Source organism: Pseudomonas migulae, from assembly GCF_043225285.1.
Taxonomy (GTDB): domain Bacteria; phylum Pseudomonadota; class Gammaproteobacteria; order Pseudomonadales; family Pseudomonadaceae; genus Aquipseudomonas; species Aquipseudomonas migulae_C.
In genome coordinates, this window is the sequence record NZ_CP171224.1 from 2,938,591 (window position 1) to 2,963,983 (window position 25,393).

Here is a 25,393-nt window from a genome sequence, read left to right on the forward strand (position 1 = left end):
GTCAACGATAACGCGTGCTGTCTGGATGAGCGCGGTGTCTGGACGTTTTTCGCGAGCAGGCTCGCTCCCACACGAGAATGGGTTTACACAGTTCGACACTGTAGGAGCCAGCTTGCTGGCGATGGACGTTAACGATGACGCGGGCCATCTGGATGAACGCGGTGCCCGGGCGTTTTTCGCGAGCAGGCTCGCTCCTACAGGGGGGCGCATGTGCTTTCGATGTTCGCCACTCATCACGCCGAGCGAAAGGAGTGGGCTTTGCCCGCGAAGGCGCCTAGCCTGTGATGACGATAATCGAGGTGTGCCATGCGTGTGCTGTTAGTGGAAGACGAACCGGAGACTGCCAAACTCCTGGCCAACGGCCTGAGCGAGGCGAGTTACACGGTGGATGTGGCACTCAACGGCATGGACGGCCGGCGTTTCATCGAGTCCGGTGAATACGGGCTGATCATCCTCGATGTGATGTTGCCGGGGTTGAACGGCTGGCAGTTGCAGCAACAGATCCGCAAGCTCGGCGAGACGCCGGTGCTGTTCCTCACCACCAAAGATGGCATTGAGGATCGCCTGCGCGGGTTGGAGCTGCATGAGGATGATTACTTGCTCAAGCCGTTTGCCGTGAGCGAGCTGGTGGCGCGGGTGCGCAAGTTGGTGCGGCGGGATCGGGGTCGCTGAGGTTTTTGCGGTGCCTGGGCAATCGCCTTCGCGAGCAGGCTCGCTCCCACAGGGGGTTGCGCTGCCAGGACATTTTCGTGTTCGCTGAAGATCCATTGTGGGAGCGAGCCTGCTCGCGATGAGGCCAAAACATCCAGCACACCCTTAGAATCCGGTCACCGCAACCCATCCCGAAACTGCCCCGGCGTCATTCCTGTCCAGCGCTTGAACGCGCGGCTGAAGCTGCTGGTATCGGCAAACCCCAACAGATAACTGATCTCGCTCAACGAGCATTGCGGGTCGCGCAGGTGCAGCAGCGCGAGGTTTTCGCGGCTTTCGTTGAGCAGCGTATCGAACCGGCAGCCCTCATCGGCCAGATGCCGCTGAAGGCTGCGCAAGCTCAGGTGCAGGGCCTGGGCGATGTGCTCGGCGCTGGGCTCGCCTTCCGGCAATTGTTCTTCGATGGCATCGCGAACCTTGCGCTCCCAGGTCAGCGGCTTGAGTTGCGCGAGGGTGCGCTTGAGTACGGTTTCGTTGTGCTCGGCGAGTTCCGGATTGGCGTCGTCCAGGTGACTGTCGAAATCCACCAGGGAAAACTCCAGCCGGTCCTCTTCGGCCGAAAAGTGCACCGGCGCGCGGAAGACCTTATGCCACTGGTGCGCGTCCGCCGGTTCCGGGCGGCGCAGGTACACCGCCAGCGGCGCGTACTCACGGCCAAGGCGATTGCGGCAGGTGCGCACGTAGATCGCGGTGAAGGCATCGATGGCTTCGAACGCCGGCGCCGGGTTGCCTGGCGGGATTTTCAGGCGGAAACGGTAGCGATCTTCGGCGCGACTCAACTCGAGTTCCAGCGCATCGCTGACCACCTGGTGATACCGCACGATGCGCTCGAACACTTCACGCAAACTGCCGCTGGCCACCAGGGCATAACCGAGCGCGTGAAAGGTGGTCGGGCTGACGAACCGTGACACACGCAAGCCGATCGCCGGATCACCGCTGACCTGCACAGCGATTTCCCACAGGCGCGTGGTGCCGGACAACGGGTAACGGGCGTTCGGGTCGTCCATCAATTGCGGGTCGAGCCCCGCCTGGTGACACAGGGCGGTGCTGTCGAGGCCGAGCGCATCGAGTTGCTTGCGCAGGGCGCGGGTCCAGCTGGCGAGGGAGGTCGGTTCAGTCATGCTGATTGGCGCTTCCGGTCAACAGGTTGGCGTCTACGGCTACCGCCTTGCGAGGGATCGCAAGGCAGGATGCGAACATCAATAACCAGAGGATGGAAGCATGGACGGTACTTCTGCAAGTCCCCAGCGACTGAATGCAGCTCAGCGATCTGCGCATATTCGCGAAGTGGTGTTGGCCAAAGGGGTCGAACTGCGTAAACGCTACCCGATTCTCAACCATCAGGACGCCGTGGGCGCGGGCATCCTGGCCTTCGCCCTCGCCGGTATGATCGGTTCCGCAGCGCTCTATCTCAACGGGCATATGGCCTGGTGGGTATGCCTGCTGCTCAACGCGTTCTTCGCGTCGCTGACCCACGAGCTGGAACACGACCTGATTCATAGCATGTACTTTCGCAAGCAACGCGTGCCGCACAATCTGATGATGGGCCTGGTGTGGCTGGCGCGGCCAAGCACAATCAACCCGTGGATTCGCCGGCACTTGCACCTCAATCACCACAAGGCCTCCGGCACCGAGGCCGACATGGAAGAGCGGGCGATCACCAATGGCGAGCCTTGGGGGATTGCACGGTTGTTGATGGTGGGCGACAACGTGATGTCGGCGTTCATCCGCATGCTGCGTGCCCCGACCTGGGCCCACAAATTCAGCATCATCAAGCGTGTGCTGAAGGTCTATGCGCCGCTGGCGCTGGTGCATTGGGGCGCCTGGTACGTGTTCCTGGGTTTCCACGCCGCCAATGGCATTGCCTACCTGATGGGCACGACCGTCGAATGGTCGGCGACCACGCTCTCGGTCATGCAGGTGATCGATATCGCGGTCGTGGTGATTATCGGCCCGAACGTGTTGCGCACGTTCTGCCTGCATTTCGTCAGCTCGAACATGCATTACTACGGTGACGTGGAGCCGGGCAACGTGATCCAGCAAACCCAGGTGCTGAACCCGTGGTGGATGTGGCCGCTGCAGGCGTTCTGCTTCAACTTCGGCAGCAGTCACGGGATCCATCATTTTGTGGTGAAGGAGCCGTTCTACATCCGCCAGATGACGGTTCCGGTCGCGCATAAAGTGATGCGCGAGATGGGCGTGCGGTTCAATGATTTCGGCACGTTCGGGCGGGCAAATCGCTTCGTGCGCAAGGAAACGACCGCGGCGCAGGAGGTGAGCGCCGCCCAGGCTTGACCGCTGCACCCGGAAACTCAAAAACACCCCGGCGCTCGTCATCAATCTGACCCAAAACGGCGATAGGTTAGTGGGCAGGTAAGAATGTTGGGCGGCTACGGATATATGCGCTTAGGTTCTAATAAAGTAATTAAATATTCCTTTATTAGATATCCGTTTCAGCCAATCATCACGCCATCAGATTTGAGTTTCCGGGGCCGTCTCCTTGGCAGGGTGCGGCCCCTTTTTTATTCCCCTCCAGCAACGCAAATCCCTGTAGGAGCCAGCTTGCTGGCGATGGCGGTGGGTCAGTCGACACATATTTCGTTTGAACACACGCCATCGCCAGCAAGCTGGCTCCTACAGGCCGGTGTGTTCATATATTCCTTAAAAGTCTTAATAAATAGCTTCTTATTCCTTAACGAATATAAATCTCCTCCCTATACTCGATCAGGAACAGACACGCAGCAGGAGAGCTCCCCCATGCGCAACGAATCAATTCGCTACCTGATTGTGCCGGGCTGGCAAGGATCGCCAGAAGATCATTGGCAAAGCCACTGGCAGAACAGCCTGCCGAACAGCGCACGGGTGGAACAGGCCGACTGGCTGACGCCCCGTCGTGAAGACTGGGTCGCGGCGCTGGCCGAGGCGATTGCCGCCGACAGCACGCCGGTGATCCTGATTGCCCATAGCCTGGGTTGCATCACGGTGGCGCATTGGGCCGCCACTGCGCCGCTGAATTTTTTGCGTCAGGTCCGCGGTGCGCTGCTGGTCGCACCGGCGGATGTCGAACGCCCGGCCTGCGCGCCGGCATTGCGTAACTTCGCACCGATCCCGACTCACCTGTTGCCGTTCCCGAGCCAGGTCGTCAGCTCCGACAACGACAGTGCCGTCAGTGCGCCGCGCGCCCTGGAACTGGCGCGCAACTGGGGCGCCGAGGCGGGGATTCTGTCGGGTGCCGGACATATCAATGTGAAGTCCGGTCATCAGCGCTGGGAGCAGGGCTTCGCCTATCTGTATCGCCTGCAAAATCGTATGGAACATCACGCGCTGCGTCGCGCTTGAGCCTTTTTATTTTTTCTTTTTTTTAGAACGCCCCCCGTCTCCCGGCGGTTTAGGGCGGGAGTCTGCCATGAGTTTTGAAGCCTTCGGTCAGCCGCTGCTGACCTTTCCCGACGCCGAAAAAAGTCCCCTGAGCATCCGCGCAAAGGCGCTGGTGTTCGTCGATCCGCGCTCGCGCCAGTTGCGCCAGGAGCTGGAGCAATTGGCCCCGCGTTCGATTTCTGTGTTGATCCGTGGCGAAACCGGTAGCGGCAAGGAATTGCTGGCGCGGCATATCCACCGTGCCAGTGATCGCGGCGGGTTGTTCGTGTCGGTCAATTGCGGCGCGATCAGCCCGACGTACGCCGATGCCGAATTGTTCGGCTACGCCGCCGGCAGTTACAGCGGCTCGGCAAGTAGCCGCGCCGGCTGGTTCGGTTCGGCCAATGGCGGCACGCTGTATCTGGACGAGATTGGCGACCTGCCGCTGCCGATCCAGATCAAGTTGCTCGCCGCGCTGGAAAACCATGAGGTCACTCGTGTCGGCGCGCATCAACCGAGCCCGGTGGACGTGCGGCTGGTCGCGGCGACCAGCATCGACCTGGCGCAAGCCGTGGCCGCCGGAAAATTCCTCGAGCGGCTTTATCACTACCTCAGTGAGGGGCAGCTTGAACTGCCGGCATTGCGCGAGCGGGTCGGCGACATTCTATCCCTGTCCGAATACTTCCTCGGCATCTACAGCCAGCGCCTCGACCTGCCCGTGCCGCTGATCAGCGAGGCGGCGCAGCAACTGCTGGAACAGCACAGCTGGCCGGGGAATACCCGGGAGCTGGAAAACGTCATTCACTTTGCGTTGTTGGTCAGCACCGGCGACGAGATCCTGCCCGAGCACTTGAACCTGCCCGAGGCGCCAGCGCCGTTGACGCAGATCGAGCGGCAACTCCAGCACATTCTCAGCCAAGGCACGGCAGACGAAAAAGCCGCCCTCAAACAACTCCTTAAGCAGGCCGAATCCTTGTAGGAGCGAGCCTGCTCGCGAAGAACGTATGGGTACCGCGTGCATTCAGAATGCCCGCGTAATCGTTGACGTCCATCGCGAGCAGGCTCGCTCCTACAGGGAGCTGTGCAACACGGTATAGGCGGTTGATATCCGTGCCAGAGCTGTATGAACCAAATGGAATATGAAAGTGAATAAAAGATATTGTTCGGGAATAATAAATCCCGGTATTGTCCGCATCACGCCAGCGATAGCATTTCGCTGGCACCTTCATATTTAGCCGTCGCCACAGGCGACTGTGATTCTCGATAAGGACACTGCATGAAAAAGGTTCTGTTGTTCACCGCATTGGCGGCTGCCCTGACCGCGAGCCTGGCCCAGGCTGGCGAGAAACTGGTAGTTGCGGCGACCCCGGTCCCACACGCCGAAATTCTGGAACTGATCAAGCCAACCCTCGCCAAAGAAGGCGTGGACCTGGAAATCAAAGTGTTCACCGACTACGTTCAGCCGAACGTACAGGTTGCCGAGAAGCACCTGGATGCCAACTACTTCCAGACCAAGCCGTACCTGGACAGCTTCAACAAAGGCAAAGGCACCAACCTGGAAACTGTCATCGGCGTTCACGTTGAACCGTTTGGCGGCTACTCGAAGAAATACAAATCCCTGGCAGAACTGCCGAATGGCGCAACCATCGCTCTGCCGAACGAAGGCAGCAACAGTGGCCGTGCGCTGATCCTGCTGCAGAAGGCTGGCTTGATCGAGTTGAAAGACCCGAAAAACGCCCTGTCGACGCCAAAAGACATCGCCAAGAACCCGCACAACTTCAAGTTCAAGGAACTGGAATCCGCCTTGTTGCCGCGCGTTCTGGACCAGGTCGACCTGGACCTGATCAACACCAACTACGCGCTGGAAGCGGGTCTGAACCCGGCTAAAGACGCACTGGTGATCGAAGGTGCAGATTCGCCTTACGTGAACTTCCTGGTGGCTCGTCCGGACAACAAGGACAGCGACGCCATTCAGAAACTGGCCAAAGCGTTGACCAGCCCTGAAGTGAAAGCGTTCATCGCCAAGAAATACAGCGGCGCGGTACTGCCAGCGTTCTGATTCACCGCAGCACCAAACCCCTTCAAGGTTTCGAACGCCGACGGCTGTTGCTAGCGTCGGCGTTTTTTATTGCCTGAACCCCGCATATCCCCTGTAGGAGCGAGCCTGCTCGCGATAGCGGTGGATCAGCCGGAATCAATTTCGACTGACCCACCGCTATCGCGAGCAGGCTCGCTCCTACAGGGGATATGCGGGGTTCAGGCTGCCCGGGTCTTCAGCGCTCTGCGCAACGCTACCAGCAGCTTCAGGATGTCCTGCGGGTCAAGCCGTTGCGGCACTTTCAAATCAGCCATGTTCTCTTCCTTGTGATGGTTGGGCCGGGGAGTCTGGCCAAAAGCGGTACGTCCTTGGAGGGGCATTTCGAAAAAAAGATCCTTCCTACAGCGAAAAGGAAAATAGTCGTGTTCCCCCTTCCCGGCAAATTCACCGGATAGTTTTTTGCGTGATATCAATATGCTTTAACGGTATTTAAATTCCGATTCTTATACCTTTAAAGTCGGTGCCTGCCGGGTGGTTATCCACTGCCCATGGACCGCACCACCGTCGCTTACCGAGCGGCGTCCAGGACGTTCAATGAACCTCGATTACGCTTTTATCCTCAGCACCCTGCCGGCGTTTCTCAAAGCCGTGGGCGTGACGCTGCAGGTCGGCTTTATCGCCATCGGCACCTCGCTGCTGGTGGCCTTGATCAACGCGACGATCCTGGTGTTCCGTACGCCTTACCTGCAACGCCTGGTCGGGTTGTACGTGGAGCTGGCGCGCAACACGCCGCTGCTCATTCAACTGTTCTTCGTGTACTTCGCATTGCCGGCGCTGGGCATCAAGGTCTCGGGGTTTGCGGCGGCGATCATCACCATGACGTTCCTCGGCGGTGCCTACCTCACGGAAGTGCTGCGCGCCGGTGTGGGCGCGGTGCCTCAGGCGCAGCTTGAATCCGGTCGTTCCATCGGTTTGTCCCACGGGCAATTGCTGCGCTACGTGATCCTGCCGCAGGCCGGAATCCTCAGCCTGCCGTCGCTGTTCGCCAATTTCATTTTCCTGCTCAAGGAAACCACCGTGGTCTCGGCCGTGGCGGTGCCGGAAATTCTCTACACCACCAAAAGCTACATCGCCCTCTACTACAAAACCTACGAAATGCTCGCCGTGCTGACGCTGATTTGCGTGCTGCTGTTTTTGCCGCTGTCGCTGTTGCTCAGTCGTCTGGAAAGGAGGCTCCAGCATGGCCAGTTCGGGTCTTGAGTTGTTGTGGGTGTCGTTGCCGCAACTGGGCAAGGGCGCTGCGGAAACCCTGTCGATTTCCTTTCTGAGCATCGCCATCAGCACCGTCGGCGGCGTGCTCTACGGCGTGTTGCGCACGCTGAATTCGAAATGGCTGAACGCGATCCTGCGGATCTATCTGGAATTGTTCCGGGCGATCCCGGTATTGGTCTGGCTGTACCTGCTGTTCTTCGGGCTGCCGATTTTCTTCGGCCTGAGCATCCCGAGCTTCTGGTGCGCGGTGCTGGTCCTGTCGTTGTGGGGCGCCAGCGAGGTCGGCGAAGTGGTGCGCGGCGCATTGCATTCGTTGCCACGCGGACAGCGTGAGGCGGGGTTGTCGATTGGTCTGAACGGCCCGCAACTCTACGGCTACGTGTTGCTGCCGCAAGCGCTGAAACGCATGACGCCGCCGACCATCAACGTCTACACGCGCATCATCAAGACCAGCTCCCTGGCGGTGCTGATCGGCGTGGTGGATGTGATCAAGGTCGGCCAGCAGATCATCGAACGCACTTACGAATCCGTGCTGATCTACGGCGCGCTGTTCCTGTTTTTCTTTTTCATTTGCTACCCGCTCTCGGCCGCCTCGCGCGTGCTGGAGCGGCGCTGGACGCAAGCATGAGCGCATTGATCGAGTTCAAGGGTTTCAACAAGTTTTTCGGCGAGCAGCAAGTGCTCGATGGCATCGACCTGCGGGTGAAATCCGGCGAAGTGATCGTCATCCTTGGCCCCAGCGGCTGCGGGAAAAGCACCTTGCTGCGTTGCCTCAACGGGCTTGAAGTCGCGCACAGCGGCAGCCTGACATTTGCCGGACGCGAACTGCTGGATAAGGGCACGGACTGGCGCGAAGTACGGCAGCAGATCGGCATGGTGTTCCAGAGTTATCACCTGTTCCCGCACATGAACGTGCTCGACAACCTGCTGCTCGGTCCGGTCAAGGTGCAGAAGCGTGAACGCCGTGAAGCACGCGTCCAGGCCGAAGCCTTGCTGGCGCGTGTGGGCTTGCTGGACAAGCGTGACGCCTTCCCGCGCCAGCTCTCCGGCGGCCAGCAGCAACGCATCGCCATCGTCCGTTCGCTGTGCATGAACCCCAAGGTCATGTTGTTCGATGAAGTCACCGCCGCCCTCGACCCGGAAATGGTCAAGGAAGTGCTGGAAGTCATTCAGGGCCTGGCCCGCGAAGGTATGACGCTGTTGATCGTCACCCACGAAATGGCCTTCGCCCGCGCCGTGGCTGACCGCATCGTGTTCATGGATGCCGGACGAATCCTTGAGCAAAACCCACCCGAGATTTTCTTTACGAACCCGCAAACCGCACGAGCGCAGCAGTTCCTGGAGAAGTTCTCCTACGTCGCCGCACTACCCAAAACGACTCAAACAAAGGAACTGGAACTGCCATGAAAACTGCCAAGTCTTCTCTACTGCTATTGCCACTGCTCGGCCTCGCGCTGCTGGCTGGCTGCAACAAAACCGAAGAGCCGCCGAAGCCGAAAGTCGCCAGCGAAAGCACTGCGCCAGCCAGCTACATCGACAAAATCAAGGCACGGGACAAGTTGATCGTCGGCGTCTTCACCGACAAGCCGCCGTTTGGTTTCGTCAACGAGGCGGGACGTTATGTGGGTTTCGATACCGACATCGGCCGTCAATTCGCCAAGGATCTGCTGGGCGATGAAAACAAGGTCGAGTTCGTGGCGGTGGAGCCGGCGAGCCGGATTCCGTTCCTGCAAAGCGACAAGGTCGACCTGATCCTGGCCAACATGACCGTGACCCCGGAGCGCAAGGAAGCGGTGGACTTCACCAACCCGAACCTGAAAGTCGCGGTGCAGGCCTTGGTGCCGCAGGCCAGCGAAGTGAAAAACCTCGACGACCTCGCGACCCGTACCACCATCGTTACCACTGGCACCACGGCGGATATCTGGCTGACCAAGAACCATCCGGACTGGAAACTGCTGAAGTTCGAGAAGAACTCCGAGTCCCTGCAAGCCCTGGCCAATGGTCGTGGCGATGCGTATGCGCAGGACAACCTGGTGCTGTTCAGCTGGGCCAAGCAGAACCCTGGCTACCGCGTGCTGGACCAGAAACTCGGCGCCGAAGCACCGATCGCACCGGCGGTGAAGAAGGGCAACATCGAGCTGCGTGACTGGGTGAACGCCGAGTTGGCGAAGCTGGGCGAGGAGAAGTATTTGCTCAAGCTGTACGACCAATATGTGCGTAAAGAGCTGAGCGATGACACCAAGCCTGAGAGCGTGATTGTCGAGGGTGGGAAGTGGCAGGGGTGATTCTGTAGTTTTTGCGGCGTTCTTTCGGCCCTCTTCGCGAGCAGGCTCGCTCCCACATTGGATCGCGTCCGTCTGGACAACTCGGTCAACTGTGGGAGCGAGCCTGCTCGCGAAAGCGATGTTTAAGGTGCTGCTCAATCCGGCCAGTACCACGCCGGTTCATCCAGCATCCGCTGCCCGACAATTCCGGTTTGCCCGAGGTTTTTTTCCAGCACGATGCAATTGCATTCCGGGTCCTCCTGCAGCGCCGAGATCAAGCGCCGTGCATGGGACACCACCCAAACCTGACACTGCCCGGACGCGCGGATGATCAAGCGCGCCAACGCCGGCAACAGGTCCGGATGCAGGCTGGTTTCCGGCTCGTTCAGTACCATCAGCGACGGCGGACGAGGCGTCAGCAAGGCCGCCACCAACAGCAAATATCGCAACGTCCCGTCGGACAGCTCGGCCGCCGACAAAGGGCGCAACAACCCTTCCTGATAAAACTCGATGGCAAACCGGCCGCCCTGTAGTTGCGCGATGTTCAATCGTGCGCCGGGAAACGCGTCACTGATCGCATTCTGCAACGCCTCCGGGTCGCCGATTTCGCGAATCGTCTGCAACGCCGCCGCCAGATCCCGCCCGTCATGGTGCAGGACCGGCGTGCGGGTACCCAATTGCGGTTGACGCACCGGCGCATCGGCATCGCTGCGGAAATGATCGTAGAAGCGCCAGCGTCGGATGAACTCGCGCAACTGCAAGACTTCCGGCGAAGTCCGCAGGCTGCCGACCTGATCGAACAGGCTGTCGAAAATCGGCGTGTGCTGGGCCAGCACCTCCCAGTCGCGGCCGTCACGCGCCCGGATCATCGGACCGTTGCGTTCCACCAGCAGGCTGGCCGGGCGGTAGAACGGGCCGCTCCAGATGTATTCCTTTTTGATTTCCGGGTCCAGCGAGAACGCGGAGAGGCTGGGCTCAGGCAAACCCAATGCGATCGCGTAGCTGAAATCCTCGCCGGCGAACCCCAGGCGCAAGCGCTTGACGCCGTGTCGCACGGTCGCCTCGATCGGCACTTCACCGTTGCGCATGCGGCGGGTGATGGTTTCCGGTCCGGCCCAGAACGTCGAATCCAGCCCGCCCTCGCGGGCCAGCGCATTCACCACGCCGCCCTGGGCGGTTTCCGCCAGCAGGCGCAACGCGCGGTAGAGGTTGGATTTGCCACTGCCGTTCGGCCCGGTGATCAGGTTCAGGCGACCGAGTGGAATCACCAGTTTGTTGATCGAGCGGTAATTGGCCACCGCGAGGGTCTTGAGCATAAAGATGTTCTCTGTGGCCCTGAAATGGCATCAGGATAGCGTCGATGCCGAAATTGGCGTGTAGGAACAATCTGCATCTTCCACAGGATGAAATACCTGACAGCGTGGGCGAAGGCGGAACCCTGTTCTAAGCTCACAGTCGTATCGCCATTGGCACGTCCGTACAACGCAAAGGAGTCTGCATGGCTGGTCCCGGATTGAAAAGAGCGGTTGGCTTGAGCCTTCTTGTCCTGCTGGGTGCCTGCGGCGAAAAACCCCAGGTCGAAAAGGATCGCCCGCGGGTGTTCGTGCAAACCGTCAAGCCTCTGGATTACGCGGCCACCGTGACCCTCACCGGCGACGTGCAGGCGCGTGTCCAGACCGAGCTGTCGTTCCGTGTGGGCGGCAAGATCATTCAGCGCATGGTCGATGTCAGTGACCGGGTCACGGCCAAACAGGTGTTGGCCAGGCTCGACCCAAAAGACCTGCAGACCAATGTCGACTCGGCCCAGGCCCAGGTGGTCGCCGAGCAGGCGCGGGTCAAGCAGTCGGCAGCGGCCTTCGTTCGTCAGCAAAAACTCCTGCCCAAGGGCTACACCAGTCAGAGCGAATTCGACTCCGCCCAGGCCGCGTTGCGCAGCAGCCAGAGCGCGCTGACGGCCGCCCAGGCGCAGTTGGCCAACGCTAGGGAACAACTCAGCTACACCGCGCTGATCGCCGATGCGCCGGGGGTCATCACCGCGCGCCAGGCTGAAGTGGGCCAGGTGGTACAGGCGACGATGCCGATTTTCAGCCTGGCCCGGGACGGCGAGCGTGATGCGGTGTTCAACGTCTATGAATCGCTGCTGACGGAGCCCCCCGAAGACAAGACCGTAGAAGTCAGCCTGATCGACAACCCTGCCATCAAGACCATAGGCACGGTGCGCGAAGTCACCCCGGCGGTGTCCGCGCAGACCGGCACGGTGCAGGTCAAAGTCACCCTTGATCGACTGCCGGAGGGCATGCAGCTCGGTTCGGTGGTCAGTGCCACGGCGAAAACGCCGGGCAAGTCGGCCGTGGAGCTGCCCTGGTCGGCCCTGACCAAAAACCTCGACGAGCCGGCCGTGTGGCTGGTCGACGACGAAGGCAAGGCGCAACTGCACACGGTCACGGTCGGTCGTTACCTGACCGGCAAAGTCATCATCAGCGACGGCCTGAAGGGCGGCGAAAAAGTCATCATCGCCGGCGGCCAGTTGTTGCACCCCGGGGTGAAAGTGGAAATCGCTGAAAATACGTATAAAGACCTGGCCGAAGGAGCCCAGCCATGAAGCGCCTGTTGCTGGTGCTCGCCGGCGTGATGCTGGGGGCCTGTTCGGAAAAAGAGCCACCGCCCGAGCCGGTGCGCCCGGTGTTGTCCGTCAAGGTCCAGGCGCTGGACGAGGAAAACCTCGGCCGCTTCGCCGGCAGTATCCAGGCCCGTTACGAAACCAATGTCGGTTTCCGCATAGCCGGGCGGATCGCCAGCCGTAACGTCGATGTCGGCGCCGAGGTCGAGAAGGGCGCCTTGCTCGCCACGCTCGATCCCACCGATCAGCAAAACCAGCTGCGTTCGGCCCAGGGCGATCTGGCGAAAATCCAGGCGCAACTGATCAACGCCCAGGCCAACGCGCGGCGCCAGCAGGAACTGTTCGATCGCGGCGTCGGCGCGCAGGCGCAACTGGACATCGCCCAGACCGATCTGAAAACCACCCAGGCCTCCCTTGACCAGGCAAAAGCGGCGGTCGATCAGGCCAGGGACCAACTCGGTTACGTCGAACTGCGCACGGACCACAAAGCCATCGTCACCGCGTGGAACGCCGAAGCCGGGCAAGTGGTGACCGCTGGCCAGCAAGTGGTGACCCTCGCGCAACCGGACATCAAGGAAGCGGTGATCGACCTGCCCGACACGCTGGTCGATCAATTGCCGGCGGACGTGGTGTTCCAGGTCGCCGTGCAACTGGACCCGAGCATCACCACCACCGCCATCGTCCGCGAGATCGAACCCCAGGCGCAGAGCGCCACCCGCACCCGCCGCGCGCGCCTGACCCTGACGGAAACTCCGCCCGGTTTTCGCCTGGGCACCGCGATCAGCGTCACCCTCAGCTCCGCGATCAAGCCGCGGATCGAACTGCCGCTGACCGCGCTGCAAGAGGTCGATGGCAAGTCGCGGATCTGGGTCATCGATGCGCAGACCCAGACCGTGTCCCCGCGTGACGTCAGCCTGGTCAGCCGCACCGATTCCACCATGATCCTGGCCAGTGGCGTGAAGTCCGGCGAGCGGGTCGTCAGTGCCGGCGTCAACAGCCTGAAACCGGGGCAGAAAGTCAAAATCGACGAGGACAGCCCGCAATGAAAGGGAGTTTTAACTTATCCGAGTGGGCCCTCAAGCATCAGTCGTTTGTCTGGTACCTGATGTTCGTCGCGCTGGTGATGGGCGTGTTCTCGTACATGAACCTCGGTCGCGAGGAAGACCCGTCGTTCACCATCAAGACCATGGTCATCCAGTCGAGCTGGCCGGGCGCGACCCAGGAGGAAACCCTCAAGCAGGTCACGGACCGCATCGAGAAAAAGCTCGAAGAGCTCGATTCTCTCGACTACGTGAAAAGCTACACCCGGCCCGGTGAATCCACGGTTTTCGTGAACCTGCGCGACACCACCAGCGCCAAGGACATCCCGGAAATCTGGTACCAGGTGCGCAAGAAGATCAACGACATTCGCGGCCAGTTCCCCAAGGGCCTGCAAGGGCCGGGGTTCAACGACGAGTTCGGTGATGTGTTCGGCTCGGTGTATGCGTTTACCGCCGACGGGTTGTCGATGCGTCAGTTGCGCGACTACGTCGAGCAGGTACGCGCCCAGATTCGCGATGTGCCGGGGCTGGGCAAAGTCGAAATGGTCGGTGAGCAGGATGAAGTGCTCTACCTGAATTTCTCCACCCGCAAACTGGCAGCGCTGGGCATCGATCAGCGTCAGGTCGTGCAGAGCCTGCAATCACAAAACGCGGTGACGCCGGCCGGGGTTATCGAAGCCGGGCCGGAGCGGATTTCCGTGCGCACCACAGGGCAGTTCGCCTCCGAGAAAGACCTGGCAAACGTCAACCTGCAGCTCAACGATCGCTTCTATCGCCTGGCCGACATTGCCGACATCAGCCGTGGTTACGTCGACCCGGCAACGCCTGAGTTCCGCTTCAATGGCCATCAGGGCATCGGCCTGGCCATCGCCATGAAGAAGGGCGGCAACATTCAGGAATTCGGCAAGGCGCTGCACCAGCGCATGACCGACCTGACCGCCGACCTGCCGGTGGGCGTCGGTGTGTACAACGTGTCCGACCAGGCCGCCGTGGTGGAAAAAGCCGTCGGCGGCTTCACCAGCGCGCTGTTTGAAGCAGTGGTGATCGTGCTGATCGTCAGCTTCGTCAGCCTCGGCGTGCGCGCCGGGCTGGTGGTGGCCTGCTCGATCCCGCTGGTGCTGGCGATGGTCTTCGTCTTCATGGAATACAGCGGCATCACCATGCAGCGGATTTCCCTCGGCGCCTTGATCATCGCCCTCGGCCTGCTGGTGGACGACGCGATGATCACGGTGGAAATGATGGTCACCCGCCTGGAGATGGGCGAAACCAAGGAGCAGGCAGCCACGTTCGCCTACACCTCGACCGCGTTCCCGATGCTCACCGGCACATTGGTGACTGTGGCCGGGTTTGTGCCCATCGGCCTGAACGCCAGTTCGGCGGGCGAGTACACCTTCACCCTGTTCGCGGTGATCGCGGTGGCGATGCTGGTGTCGTGGATCGTCGCGGTACTGTTCGCGCCGGTGATCGGCGTGCACATCCTCAGCGCCAAGGTAAAACCCCATGACGCGGAGCCCGGCCGCATCGGCCGTGCCTTCAATTACGGCATGCTCTGGTCCATGCGCAATCGCTGGTGGGCCATCGGCATCACCATCGCCTTGTTCGTGGCGTCGGTGTTTTCCATGCAGTTCGTGCAGAACCAGTTCTTCCCGTCGTCCGACCGCCCGGAAATCCTCGTCGACCTCAACCTGCCGCAAAACGCCTCGATCGCCGAAACCCGCAAGGCGGTGGACAAGCTCGAAGCGACGCTCAAGGGCGACCCGGACATCGAGCGCTGGAGCACCTACATCGGCGAGGGCGCGATCCGTTTCTACCTGCCGCTCGACCAGCAATTGCAGAACCCGTACTACGCGCAACTGGTGATCGTCAGCAAGGGCCTGGAATCGCGAGAAGCCCTGAGCCAGCGTCTGCGTGAGCGCTTGCGCAAGGATTTCGTCGGCATCGGCAGTTACGTGCAGGCACTGGAAATGGGGCCGCCGGTGGGCCGGCCGATCCAGTACCGGGTCAGTGGCAAAGACATCGACCAGGTGCGCAAACACGCGATCGCCCTGGCCACCGAGCTGGATAAAAATTCGCACATCGGCGAGATCATTTACGACTGGAACGAGCCGGGTAAAGTCCTGCGCATCGACATCGCGCAGGACAAGGTGCGGCAACTGGGGTTGTCATCGGAGGACGTGGCCAATCTGATGAACAGCATTGTGGTCGGTGCGCCGGTGACCCAGGTGGATGACGACATCTACCTGATCAACGTCGTGGGCCGCGCAGTGGACGCGGAGCGCGGAACGCCGGAAACCCTGCAGAACCTGCAGATTGTCACGCCCAGCGGCACTTCGATTCCGCTGCTGGCCTTCGCCACCGTGCGCTATGAACTTGAGCAGCCGCTGGTTTGGCGCCGCGACCGCAAACCGACCATCACCATCAAGGCGGCGGTGCGCGACGAGATTCAGCCGACCGATCTGGTCAAGCAACTGAAGCCGGAGATCGACAAGTTCGCCGCTGCTTTGCCGGTGGGCTACAAGGTCGCCACCGGCGGCACGGTCGAGGAGAGCGGCAAGGCCCAGGGGCCGATTGCCAAGGTCGTGCCGCTGATGCTGTTCCTGATGGCGACGTTCCTGATGATCCAGTTGCATAGCGTGCAGAAGCTGTTCCTGGTGGCCAGCGTCGCGCCGCTCGGCCTGATCGGCGTGGTGCTGGCGCTGATCCCGACGGGCACGCCGATGGGCTTCGTGGCGATCCTCGGGATTCTCGCGTTGATCGGCATCATCATCCGCAACTCGGTCATCCTCGTGACCCAGATCGACGCGCTGGAGCAGGAGGGGCTGTCACCGTGGGACGCGGTGGCGCAAGCCACGGAACACCGTCGCCGGCCGATTCTGTTGACGGCCGCGGCGGCAAGCCTGGGGATGATCCCGATTGCCCGGGAAGTGTTCTGGGGGCCGATGGCTTACGCGATGATTGGCGGGATCATCATCGCGACGTTGCTGACGCTGCTGTTTTTGCCGGCGCTGTATGTGGCCTGGTACAAGATTCGCGAGCCGAAGAAAGAGGTCCACTAAAAGCAGAGCGCTTCGCGCTCTAATCGCGAGCAGGCTCGCTCCCACAGGAGACCGCATTTCCCTGTGGGAGCGAGCCTGCTCGCGATGGCGTCTGACCTGACTACACAGGTTTACGCCAGACACTCGCCAACCAAGGCTGCTGCTCCCGTGGCAGCCCGGCCGGCCGGTAGTAATGCTCCAGCTCGACAAACCCCGCCGCCGTGAGCAAATCCTGCCACGCCTGAAGATCGTGATACGCCCCATAACGCGGCCCGTTCCAGCCTTCCTGATTCTCCCCACGCGGATTGGAGCTGAACAACACGCCCCCCGGCTTCAACGCCCCGTGCAATTGCTTCAGCACCCGCGGCAATTCCTGGCGCGGAATGTGGAACAACACCGCATTGGCAAAAATCCCGTCGAAGCGTTCAGCCGGTAGATCCAGCTTCAGAAAGTCCTGTTGCCACACTTCGCAGCCACTGTCTTCACGCGCCATCTGCGCAAACTTTTCCGAGCCATCCAGACCGACGGCGGTGTGGCCCATGCGCGTAAAGGTCTGCAAGTCACGACCCGGTCCGCAGCCGAAGTCGAGGATGTCGAAAGGCGCCTCGCCGTGGATATGTCGCAGCAACGCATCGATGTTCTGGCTGACATCGTGATCGCGGGTCCCTTCGCGGAAACCTTCGGCCACTGAGTTGTAGTGACCGAGGGTGGTGGAAGTGATTTTCTCAAGGTCGTCGGGGGACTGCTTCATGATCGGCTGCGCAGGCAATTGGAATTTGCCGAATATACGCCATGACATCGGTGGCTGCTGCGCAGCCATCGCCGCCGACCTGTTACTTCTTACAGTATCGGCCCGGCCCAAAAAGGCTCAGTCTTTGCTCGAACCGAGTGAAGGACCGTCGATGCCGTGAACCCTCACCCACACACCCCCACATTGTCAGTTATTGATCCGCGCGCCTTGGCGATCCGCAGCGTGGGCTATTGTCGCCATCCCGACGAGGTCGTCATTGAGCCGCGCATCACCCGGCAAATGTTCGATGAGGCCGGGCGGCCGGTTGCATCCTGGGATCCGCGGCTTTGGGGCACGGCGCCGCAACCGAACCTGGCGACGGTCTACGGCTTGAATGGTCAGCCCGTATTGACGAAAAGTGTGGACGCCGGTTGGCAGCTGAGTCTGTTGAATCGCGTTGGCTCGCTGCATTCCTTCTGGGACGGTCGAGGTAGCCAGCGGCACTGCGAATATGACGATCAGCAGCGTCCTGTCGCGGTCACCGAACAGGGCTCGGACGCTTTGCCTCGCGTGGTTGACCGGTTCACTTACGGTGGCGCTGACGCGGTGGATGCCGAACGCAATCAGTGCGGCCGATTGATTCGCCATGACAACCCTGCCAGCTCTCAAATCACTAAAGAATATGGGTTGGCCGGCGCTGTGCTGGTTGAAAGCATCAGCTATCTGATTGAACTTGAAACGCTTGACTGGCCCCTCGACCCCGATGCCCGAGACGAGTGGCTGGAAGACGAGGTGTTCACTACCCGGCATTCCTTTCGTCCCACGGGCGAGATTGAATGTCTGACCGACGCCATGGGCAATGTCCGCACTTTCGGCTATGACGTGTCGGGAAAGTTGAGTGAGGCCTGGCTGACATTGGCGGGAGAAGGCAAGCAACCACAACGGCTGGTCAGCCACATCCGCTACAACGCGCTCGATCAGATCGAAAGCGAAACCGCCGGCAATGGCGTGAAGACCCAGGCCCTGTACGGTGCCGATGACGGTCGGTTGATCAGGCTGGTGGCGGCGGTCGCAAGTCAGAAGCCGCTGCAGGATTTGAATTACGTCTACGATGCGGTGGGCAATATCGTTGAGCTGGAGGACAAGGCTCAGTCCGTTTCGCACTTCAACAACCAGCGCATCGACCCGATCAACCGCTACCGCTACGACAGCCTGTATCAACTGATCGAAGCCAGCGGTTGGGAAGTCGCCAACCCAAGTCACGGACCCGCGCTCCCGGCATTACTGCCCACCCCGCTGGACCCCAATCAGCGGCGCAATTACACCCAGCGCTTCGACTACGACGCAGCGGGCAATCTGATCACCCGGCACCACAGCGGCGCGCCGGGCTTCTCGATGTTCACTTCCGCGCGCAGCAACCGCAGCCTGGCGCAGCGGGACGATGGTTCGCTGCCTGGGGAACCGGATATCGACTCCGGTTTCGATGCCGGTGGCAATCAACGGGAACTGTTGCGTGGCCAGGTCATGCAATGGGATGTTCGCAACCAGTTGAGCCGGGTGACCTTGGTCAAGCGCATCAATGAGCCCGACGATGACGAATGCTATTTCTACGACCGGCTGGGCCATCGAGTGCGCAAAGTGAATGTCAGCCAGACCATTAACCGAACTCTGCGCTCGGAAGTCCGTTACCTGCATAGCCTTGAAATCCACCGTCATGCCGATGGCGAAGAGCACCATGTCATCAGCACCGAAGCCGGGCGCAGTAGCGTACGAGCTTTGCATTGGCCGAACGGCGCCCATGCCGATCAACTGCGCTACAACCTTTGTGATCATTTGCGTTCCCGCACGCTGGAACTGGATGCTGATGCGGGCGTGCTGACTTGGGAGCGCTACTACCCCTTCGGCGGTACCGCGTGCTGGGCAGGGAAAAGTGCGTTGGTGGCGAAGTACAAAACCATTCGCTATTCGGGTAAAGAGCGCGATGCGACAGGACTTTACTACTACGGCTACAGATACTATGCGCCGTGGCTATTGCGATGGGTAAGTGCAGATCCGGCAGGTATTGTGGATGGCCTTAATCAGTTTTGTTTTGTTCGTAATAATCCAATAGGAAGGGTTGATTTTGATGGGAAGAATTCCGAATCGACTATTCCAAAAATTGCACATTTTTTTTGGGTTGGAAAAAACCTGCCTGAGGAACACGCACATAACGTGCTCATGTTCAAAGAGCTGAATCCTGACTACGAAGTGAATGTCTGGACGACTCGGGGAAAATTGATTGTTGATACATTCTTGAACATGGAGGAGGGCAACGACCCCAGCGGCAGGTATCTTGCGACGCGCAACGCGCGAAGCGTATCAATAAGACTCATGGACGAACTCTTCCAGGACTTGGGCAAGAATTACGATAACGCTCACAAAATCGTCGGATTTTTTAATCAGGAGCTGAGCGGGGCTTATAACAACTTCGCAGCGGCCAGCGATATTGCGGAACTCGCTATAGTTCATTCGTACGGCGGGGTGTACATGGATGTAGATGTAGCAATGAAAGCTCCGATGAAGCCGCTGGATGCACCTCATGGCTTTCTGGCTTTTCATGAAGGAAGCCAAACTGCGAACGCTGTTATCGCCGCGCAACGATCGTCCTCCATTGGAAACAAGCTATTGGAGGCTTTGACTGAAAACTACACTGATGAACTTTATCGGTCCACGGTGTGGATAACCAAAAGAAGTACCGTAAAAGGTATGTTTGGAAGGGATAGGGCTACTAGAAATTTAAGTGGCCCCGGGATCTATTACAGCGACACGAGAGGATCTATGGGTGAGGCTGACGGCTACACCGTTCCTACTGACGATTTCTATCGCCGAGAACCGAGATCGACTGCGACAGGCATTCAAGAGCGTAGCCGTGATCAAATTCTGTTTGCAGGATATCGGAGCGGTGTTAATGCCGGCGGTCAATGGACGACGGTCAAGCCCGGTCGCAGAGCTTCGATAGCTTAGCCATCGGTTGTCCACGTTCGGCGTGGGGGCGATGCTCTCCCATCGCCGAACCAGAATGCTTCATTCACCTTTTATTCAACCCCCGAGCCAACCGATCCCCACCCAACTGAATCACCGCCACCAACACCACCAGCAACACAATCACCGTCAACATGATCTGGCTATCAAACCGCTGATACCCGTACCGATACGCGATGTCCCCCAAACCACCGGCGCCAATCGCCCCGGCCATGGCCGACGAGTTGATCATCGTCACCAGGGTAATCGTGAAACCCCCGACAATCCCCGGCAACGCCTCAGGCAACAGCACATGCCAGACGATATGCCAGCGCCGGCACCCCATCGCTTGCGCCGCTTCGATCAAGCCGAAATCCACCTCGCGCAAACTGACTTCCGCGATACGCGCAAAGAAGGGCGTGGCCGCAATCGTCAGCGGCACCACGGCTGCCCAGACACCGTAAGTGGTGCCGACTATAAGCCGGGTGAACGGAATCAGCGCCACCATCAGAATCAGGAACGGAATCGAACGAAACAGGTTCACGAACGCGCCCAGTGCGCGGTTCAGCGCCGGGGCTTCGTAGATGCCGCCCTTTGAGCTGGTCACCAGGATCACCGCCAGCGGAATGCCCGCCAGCAACGCGATCAATGACGACACGCCGACCATCAAAAACGTATCGATGAAGCCTTGAAGCAGGCGATCAAACCACATAACCCAGCACCTCCACCTGTTGCGCCCAATTGCCGGCGCGTTGACGCAGTTCCTCGGCACCGAGCGACGAGCCGGCCACCGCCAGCAGCAATTGCCCCAGCGCATGGCCCTGAATCCGTTCCACGCCGCCTTGCAGCAAGCGCACGCGACCGCCGAGTGCGGCGAACAGCGCGGCCAGATCCGGTTCGTCGGTGGCGCTGCCGGTGAATTGCAAGCGCAGGACCACGGCGGCATCAGACGACTGTGGTTGCTTTTGCAGGCGGCTTTGCAACTCTTGCGGCAACGCGTGTTGCAGCGGCGCGAGCAGCGTCTTGCTGACGTCATGCTGCGGGTTGCCGAACACTTCCCACACCGGGCCTTGCTCGACGATGCGACCGTGTTCCAGCACCACGACGCGATCACAGATATCGCGGATCACCGCCATCTCGTGAGTGATCAGCACGATGGTCAGGCCCAGGCGCTGATTGATCTCGCGCAGCAGGCCGAGGATCGATTGCGTGGTCTCCGGGTCGAGGGCGGAAGTGGCTTCGTCGCACAGCAGGATTTCCGGGTCATGCACCAGCGCGCGGGCGATGCCGACACGCTGTTTCTGACCGCCGGAAAGCTGCGCCGGGTAAGCCTTGTGTTTCTCTTGCAGGCCGACCAGTTCCAGCAGCTCACGGACCTTCCGTTCGCGTTTTTCCTTTGGCACGCCGGCGACTTTCAGCGGCAACTCGACGTTCTGCCACACGGTCTTGGCCGACATCAGGTTGAAGTGCTGGAAGATCATCCCGATCCGCCGACGCAGCGCCACCAGACGGTCTTCATCGAACTCGCCGATGTCCACCTGATCGATCAGCACACGCCCTGTGCTCGGTTGTTCGAGACGGTTGATGGTGCGGATCAGCGACGACTTGCCGGCGCCGCTGCGGCCGATGATGCCGAACACTTCACCGCGCTGGATCGCCAGATCGATGCCGTGTAACGCCGCCACCGGACCTTGCTGGCCGTTGTAGGTCTTGCCCAGGCCGATGAAGCGCACGTGCGCACGGTTCAGGTCCGGGTGCAGTTCAGTCTTTTCGGCTTTCTGAGGCTCTGGAATATCCAGTCGCCGTTGGATCGCTGCCGTCATGCTCAGCTTTCCCAACCGGCTTGATAGAGCTTGCCGTGGGCTTTATCCAGGGCGGCGCGAACGGCGGGCGAGTGCTGGTAGATGTCGACGAACTTGATCAGGCGCGGGTCGGTTTTGCTTTTCGGCTGGATCACGAACTGGATCACGTATTCCTTGTGGTCGAGGCCGTCGAACAGCAGCGCGGAACCGGCATCGAAGGTCTTCGCCAGGCGGATGTAGGCCGGATAGCCCTGGACCAGATCGGCGTCGTCATAGGCGCGCACCAGTTGCACGGCTTCGACTTGCAGGATTTTGATTTTCTTCGGGTTGGCGATGATGTCGTCTTCGGTGGCCTTGTAGCCGACGCCCGGCTTGAGCGTGATCAGGCCCGCCTTGGCCAGCAGTTGCAGGCCGCGACCGCTGTTGATCGGGTCGTTGGCGATGGCGACGCTGGCGCCTTCCGGCAGTTCGTCGAAGCTTTTGTATTTCTTCGAGTAGAGGCCGACGTTGTTGATGATCCCCGGTGCGAACGGCACCAGGTCAAAACCGGCGGCGGCCTTGGCGTTCTCCAGGAACGGCACGTGCTGGAAGTAGTTCACGTCGATGTCGCCGGCGGCGAGGCTGACGTTGGGCGCGATCCAGTCAGTGAACTCGACGAGTTCGACTTTCAGGCCTTGTTTATTCGCTTCTTCGACGGCGGCTTCCAGCGGAATCGCGAACGCGGCGGTGGTGCCGACTTTCAGCGGCGCGTCGGCGGCGAAGGTGATGGAGCTGAAGAGGCCGAGGGCCAGGGCCAGTGCTTTGACTGGGTGAGAGAAGTAGTTCTTGGTCATGATGTTTTTTCCAGTCAGTGCATTAAATGTGTGGTGTCTGTTAGGGCCTCATCGCCAGCAAGCCGGCTCCTACAGGGGAATGCGGTGTCCTTGTAGGAGCCGGCTTGCCGGCGATGCTTTTAGCGTCTGAATGCCGAGCCAGTGTGTTGCTCAGGCAAATGCGCCTCGGCGTGAAACAGCTTCTCGCGCAGGCTGCCATCGTCATAAGCGGTCTTGTACGACCCGCGACGCTGCAACTCCGGAATCACCAGTTCAATGAAATCCACATAGCTTTCCGGCGTGACAATCCGCGTCAGGTTGAAGCCATCCAGCCCGGTTTCGGCGATCCACGATTCCAGCTCGTCGGCCACTTGCTCCGGCGAACCGACCACCGTGATGTAGCGACCGCCGAGGGCGTGTTGCTCAAGCAATTTGCGGCGGGTCCAGTCGTTGTTTTGCAGGTTCTTGGTGGCCGACTGGATCGCGTTGCTCTTCACGTACTGGATCGGTTCGTCGATGGCGTACTCGGAAAAATCGATCCCGGTCGATGCCGAAAAATGCGCCACGCCGGCTTCGGCGCTGGCGTAGCTCAGGTACTCGGCGTGCTTGGCCCAGGCGAGTTCTTCGGTGGCGCCGACGATCACGTTCAGCCCCATGAACACCTTGATGTCCTCGGGATTGCGCCCGGCTTCGACGGCGCTGGCGCGCACCTTGTCCACCTGAACCCTGGTCGACGGTTTGTTCTGGCCGCTGATGAACACGCACTCGGCGTGGCGCCCGGCAAACAGCAAGCCGCGGTCCGAACTGCCGGCCTGGAACAGCACCGGCGTGCGTTGCGGCGAAGGCTCGCAGAGGTGATAACCCTCGACCTGATAGAACTCGCCCTTGTGCTCGACCTTGTGCACCTTGTCCGGCTGCGCATAGATCCGTTGCTGCGGATCGTTGAGCACCGCGCCGTTTTCCCAGCTGCCTTCCCAGAGTTTGTAGAGCACTTCGAGGTATTCATCGGCCTGGTCGTAACGGCGGTCATGCTCGACTTGTTCGCTCAGGCCCATGGCCTTGGCGGCGCTGTCGAGGTAACCGGTGACGATGTTCCAGCCGACCCGGCCGCGGCTCAGGTGGTCGAGCGTCGACATGCGGCGGGCGAACAGGTACGGCGGTTCGTACGTCAGGTTGGCGGTCAGGCCGAAACCGAGGTTTTTCGTCACCGCCGCCATGGCCGAGACCAGCAGCAGCGGATCGTTGACCGGCAGCTGAATCGACTCTTTCAGCGGCACGTCCACCGAGTTCTGGTAGACGTCGTACACGCCGACGATGTCCGCGATGAACAAGCCGTCGAACAAGCCGCGCTCCAGCAACTGCGCGAGCTCGGTCCAGTATGAGAGGGTTTTGTATTGGGTGGAGGTGTCCCGCGGGTGCGTCCACAAACCATGGTTGATGTGCCCGATGCAGTTCATGTTGAACGCGTTGAGCAGGATCTTCTTTTTTGCGTCGACCATCAGAGGGTCCCTCGCAACGGAGGGTTTTCATCGTTGAGGTAGTAATTGCCCACCGCGTGATATTTCCAGCGCACCGGGTCGTGCAGCGTGTGCACCCGGGCGTTGCGCCAATGGCGGTCGAGGCCGTGCTCGATCAGGGTGGCCTGGCTGCCAGCGAGTTCGAACAGCGTGCTGCCGGCAGCCAGTGAAATTTCGGTGCTGATGGCACGGGCCTCGGCGACGGCAATCGAGGCGGCGGCGACGGTCTCGGCGTTGGTGTCGGCCTGCGCCCGGTCGAGGAATTCGCCGGAGCGCTCCAGCAGCGCTTCAGTGGCGTGCAGGCGAATGCTCAGGTGGCCGAAGCTCTTGATCGTGAGCGGGTCGTCGATGGCTTTTTCATGGGTGGCATCGATCCACGGCCGGGTTTTGGTGCGTACGAAATGCAGGGCATCTTCATACGCCGCACGGGCGATGCCGGTGTCAATGGCCGCATGAAGAATCTGCGCCAGCGGGCCGACGGTCGTCGGGCGTTCGAACGCGCTTTGAAACGGGATCACGTCTTCGGCGGCGACGTAGACGTCTTCGAACACCACCGAACCGCTGCCGGTGGTGCGCTGGCCGAAACCGCTCCAGTCGTCGATGACCGTCAGGCCCTTGCTGTCGCGCGGGACGAATGCCAGTTGCTGCACGCCGTTTTCATCCACCACCGAGGTGGGAATGCGTTGCGCGTAGATCGCGCCGGTGGCGTAGAACTTGCGGCCGTTGATGCGATAGCCGTCCCCGTCGCGGGTCAGGCTGGTGGTGCGGTCACTGGCGGTTTTGGTGCCGAGTTCGGCGAGCGCATTGCCAAAGCGCTGGCCTGCGAGCACTTCGGCGTAAAGGCGTTTTTTCTGCTCGGCGCTGCCGTTCACGCGCAACACTTCGAGGGCGTAAAAATGGTTCTGCGGGATTTGCCCCAGGGAGCCGTCAGCCTGGGCGATCAAGGCGATCACCTTGGCCAGCGTGACGTTGGAAACGCCCGCACCGCCGAACTCCTTCGGCACGCTGATGCCCCACAGGCCCGAGCGGGAAAACACTTCCAGTTCCGGGTGCGGCAAACGGCGCTCGCGGTCGCGCAGGGCGCTGTCGCGTTTGAAATCTTCGGCCAAATCACTGGCGACAATCAGGGCTTGCTCATCGCTGGTTATGACCGCGACGTGGTGAGAAAGAGTCATGTGTTTCTCCAGGTGTCTGG

The 25,393-nt window shown here is 60.5% G+C and carries 21 protein-coding genes; 13 read left to right on the top strand and 8 right to left on the bottom strand.

Going from position 1 to position 25,393, the window contains the following annotated elements; all coding sequences use genetic code 11:
* Nucleotides 1-306 precede the first annotated feature (306 nt).
* Nucleotides 307-672, top strand: coding sequence for a response regulator (locus tag ACF6ZU_RS13645; protein ID WP_392893237.1), 366 nt, complete (start codon nt 307-309; stop codon nt 670-672).
* 155 nt (nt 673-827) lie between these two features.
* Here ACF6ZU_RS13645 and ACF6ZU_RS13650 read toward each other — a convergent pair whose 3' ends face one another.
* Nucleotides 828-1,832, bottom strand: coding sequence for an AraC family transcriptional regulator (locus ACF6ZU_RS13650; protein WP_392893239.1), 1,005 nt, complete (start codon nt 1,830-1,832; stop codon nt 828-830).
* A gap of 100 nt (nt 1,833-1,932) precedes the next feature.
* Here ACF6ZU_RS13650 and ACF6ZU_RS13655 point away from each other — a divergent pair, with 100 nt between their 5' ends.
* The 8 genes from ACF6ZU_RS13655 to ACF6ZU_RS13690 all read left to right on the top strand — a co-directional run bounded on the left by ACF6ZU_RS13655 (nt 1,933) and on the right by ACF6ZU_RS13690 (nt 9,663).
* Nucleotides 1,933-3,006: a fatty acid desaturase gene (locus ACF6ZU_RS13655; protein WP_392893241.1), complete on the top strand. Its 1,074-nt coding sequence runs from the start codon at nt 1,933-1,935 to the stop codon at nt 3,004-3,006.
* Nucleotides 3,007-3,468: 462 nt separating this feature from the next.
* Nucleotides 3,469-4,050 carry an alpha/beta hydrolase gene (locus ACF6ZU_RS13660; RefSeq protein WP_253434708.1) on the top strand — a complete coding sequence of 194 codons (582 nt, stop codon included), beginning with the start codon at nt 3,469-3,471 and terminating at the stop codon, nt 4,048-4,050.
* A gap of 67 nt (nt 4,051-4,117) precedes the next feature.
* The gene (locus tag ACF6ZU_RS13665; protein WP_392893244.1) at nt 4,118-5,047 is read left to right on the top strand and encodes a sigma 54-interacting transcriptional regulator; all 930 of its coding nucleotides are present in this window, start codon (nt 4,118-4,120) and stop codon (nt 5,045-5,047) included.
* A 297-nt stretch (nt 5,048-5,344) separates the two neighbouring features.
* Complete coding sequence (locus tag ACF6ZU_RS13670) at nt 5,345-6,127, top strand: MetQ/NlpA family ABC transporter substrate-binding protein (protein ID WP_392893246.1); 783 nt, start codon at nt 5,345-5,347, stop codon at nt 6,125-6,127.
* A gap of 573 nt (nt 6,128-6,700) precedes the next feature.
* Nucleotides 6,701-7,366, top strand: a complete 666-nt coding sequence (locus tag ACF6ZU_RS13675; RefSeq protein WP_392893248.1) for an amino acid ABC transporter permease — start codon at nt 6,701-6,703, stop codon at nt 7,364-7,366.
* Nucleotides 7,347-8,006, top strand: a complete 660-nt coding sequence (locus tag ACF6ZU_RS13680; RefSeq protein ID WP_392893251.1) for an amino acid ABC transporter permease — start codon at nt 7,347-7,349, stop codon at nt 8,004-8,006. Before ACF6ZU_RS13675 ends, ACF6ZU_RS13680 begins: the two co-directional genes overlap by 20 nt.
* Entirely contained in the window at nt 8,003-8,785 is a 783-nt protein-coding gene (locus tag ACF6ZU_RS13685) for an amino acid ABC transporter ATP-binding protein (protein WP_392893253.1), read from the top strand. The genes ACF6ZU_RS13680 and ACF6ZU_RS13685 overlap by 4 nt, the downstream gene beginning before the upstream one ends.
* Nucleotides 8,782-9,663, top strand: a complete 882-nt coding sequence (locus ACF6ZU_RS13690; protein WP_392893256.1) for a transporter substrate-binding domain-containing protein — start codon at nt 8,782-8,784, stop codon at nt 9,661-9,663. Before ACF6ZU_RS13685 ends, ACF6ZU_RS13690 begins: the two co-directional genes overlap by 4 nt.
* A 134-nt stretch (nt 9,664-9,797) precedes the next feature.
* Here ACF6ZU_RS13690 and ACF6ZU_RS13695 read toward each other — a convergent pair whose 3' ends face one another.
* Nucleotides 9,798-10,958 (bottom strand): AAA family ATPase, encoded by a 1,161-nt coding sequence (locus ACF6ZU_RS13695; protein ID WP_392893258.1) that lies wholly within the window; start codon nt 10,956-10,958, stop codon nt 9,798-9,800.
* Between the two features lie 182 nt (nt 10,959-11,140).
* Between ACF6ZU_RS13695 and ACF6ZU_RS13700 the strand changes: the two genes are divergently transcribed.
* From ACF6ZU_RS13700 to ACF6ZU_RS13710, 3 genes are read left to right on the top strand one after another with little or no spacing between them, the layout of a single operon-like run.
* On the top strand, nt 11,141-12,244 hold the full coding sequence (locus tag ACF6ZU_RS13700) for an efflux RND transporter periplasmic adaptor subunit (RefSeq protein ID WP_392893260.1): 1,104 nt from the start codon (nt 11,141-11,143) through the stop codon (nt 12,242-12,244).
* Nucleotides 12,241-13,308 (top strand): efflux RND transporter periplasmic adaptor subunit, encoded by a 1,068-nt coding sequence (locus ACF6ZU_RS13705; RefSeq protein ID WP_392893263.1) that lies wholly within the window; start codon nt 12,241-12,243, stop codon nt 13,306-13,308. The genes ACF6ZU_RS13700 and ACF6ZU_RS13705 overlap by 4 nt, the downstream gene beginning before the upstream one ends.
* A complete protein-coding gene (locus ACF6ZU_RS13710; RefSeq protein WP_392893265.1) occupies nt 13,305-16,358 on the top strand; it encodes an efflux RND transporter permease subunit in 3,054 nt (1,017 codons plus the stop codon). Before ACF6ZU_RS13705 ends, ACF6ZU_RS13710 begins: the two co-directional genes overlap by 4 nt.
* Nucleotides 16,359-16,458: 100 nt before the next feature.
* Here ACF6ZU_RS13710 and ACF6ZU_RS13715 read toward each other — a convergent pair whose 3' ends face one another.
* Entirely contained in the window at nt 16,459-17,088 is a 630-nt protein-coding gene (locus tag ACF6ZU_RS13715; protein WP_392893268.1) for a class I SAM-dependent methyltransferase, read from the bottom strand.
* Between the two features lie 156 nt (nt 17,089-17,244).
* On the opposite strand from ACF6ZU_RS13715, the gene ACF6ZU_RS13720 reads away from it, so the two are divergent.
* Nucleotides 17,245-20,070 (top strand): RHS repeat-associated core domain-containing protein, encoded by a 2,826-nt coding sequence (locus ACF6ZU_RS13720; RefSeq protein ID WP_392893270.1) that lies wholly within the window; start codon nt 17,245-17,247, stop codon nt 20,068-20,070.
* Nucleotides 20,071-20,134: 64 nt separating this feature from the next.
* Here the strand turns inward: ACF6ZU_RS13720 and ACF6ZU_RS13725 are convergent, their stop codons facing one another.
* The 5 genes from ACF6ZU_RS13725 to ACF6ZU_RS13745 form a co-directional block, all read right to left on the bottom strand.
* Nucleotides 20,135-20,779, bottom strand: coding sequence for a methionine ABC transporter permease (locus ACF6ZU_RS13725; RefSeq protein ID WP_017335887.1), 645 nt, complete (start codon nt 20,777-20,779; stop codon nt 20,135-20,137).
* On the bottom strand, nt 20,769-21,890 hold the full coding sequence (locus ACF6ZU_RS13730) for a methionine ABC transporter ATP-binding protein (protein WP_392893271.1): 1,122 nt from the start codon (nt 21,888-21,890) through the stop codon (nt 20,769-20,771). Before ACF6ZU_RS13730 ends, ACF6ZU_RS13725 begins: the two co-directional genes overlap by 11 nt.
* A 2-nt stretch (nt 21,891-21,892) precedes the next feature.
* Nucleotides 21,893-22,702, bottom strand: a complete 810-nt coding sequence (locus ACF6ZU_RS13735; RefSeq protein ID WP_392893272.1) for a MetQ/NlpA family ABC transporter substrate-binding protein — start codon at nt 22,700-22,702, stop codon at nt 21,893-21,895.
* 119 nt (nt 22,703-22,821) lie between these two features.
* Nucleotides 22,822-24,180 carry an LLM class flavin-dependent oxidoreductase gene (locus tag ACF6ZU_RS13740; protein WP_392893273.1) on the bottom strand — a complete coding sequence of 453 codons (1,359 nt, stop codon included), beginning with the start codon at nt 24,178-24,180 and terminating at the stop codon, nt 22,822-22,824.
* Entirely contained in the window at nt 24,180-25,373 is a 1,194-nt protein-coding gene (locus tag ACF6ZU_RS13745) for an SfnB family sulfur acquisition oxidoreductase (RefSeq protein WP_392893275.1), read from the bottom strand. The genes ACF6ZU_RS13740 and ACF6ZU_RS13745 overlap by 1 nt, the downstream gene beginning before the upstream one ends.
* Between the last annotated feature and the right edge of the window lie 20 nt (nt 25,374-25,393).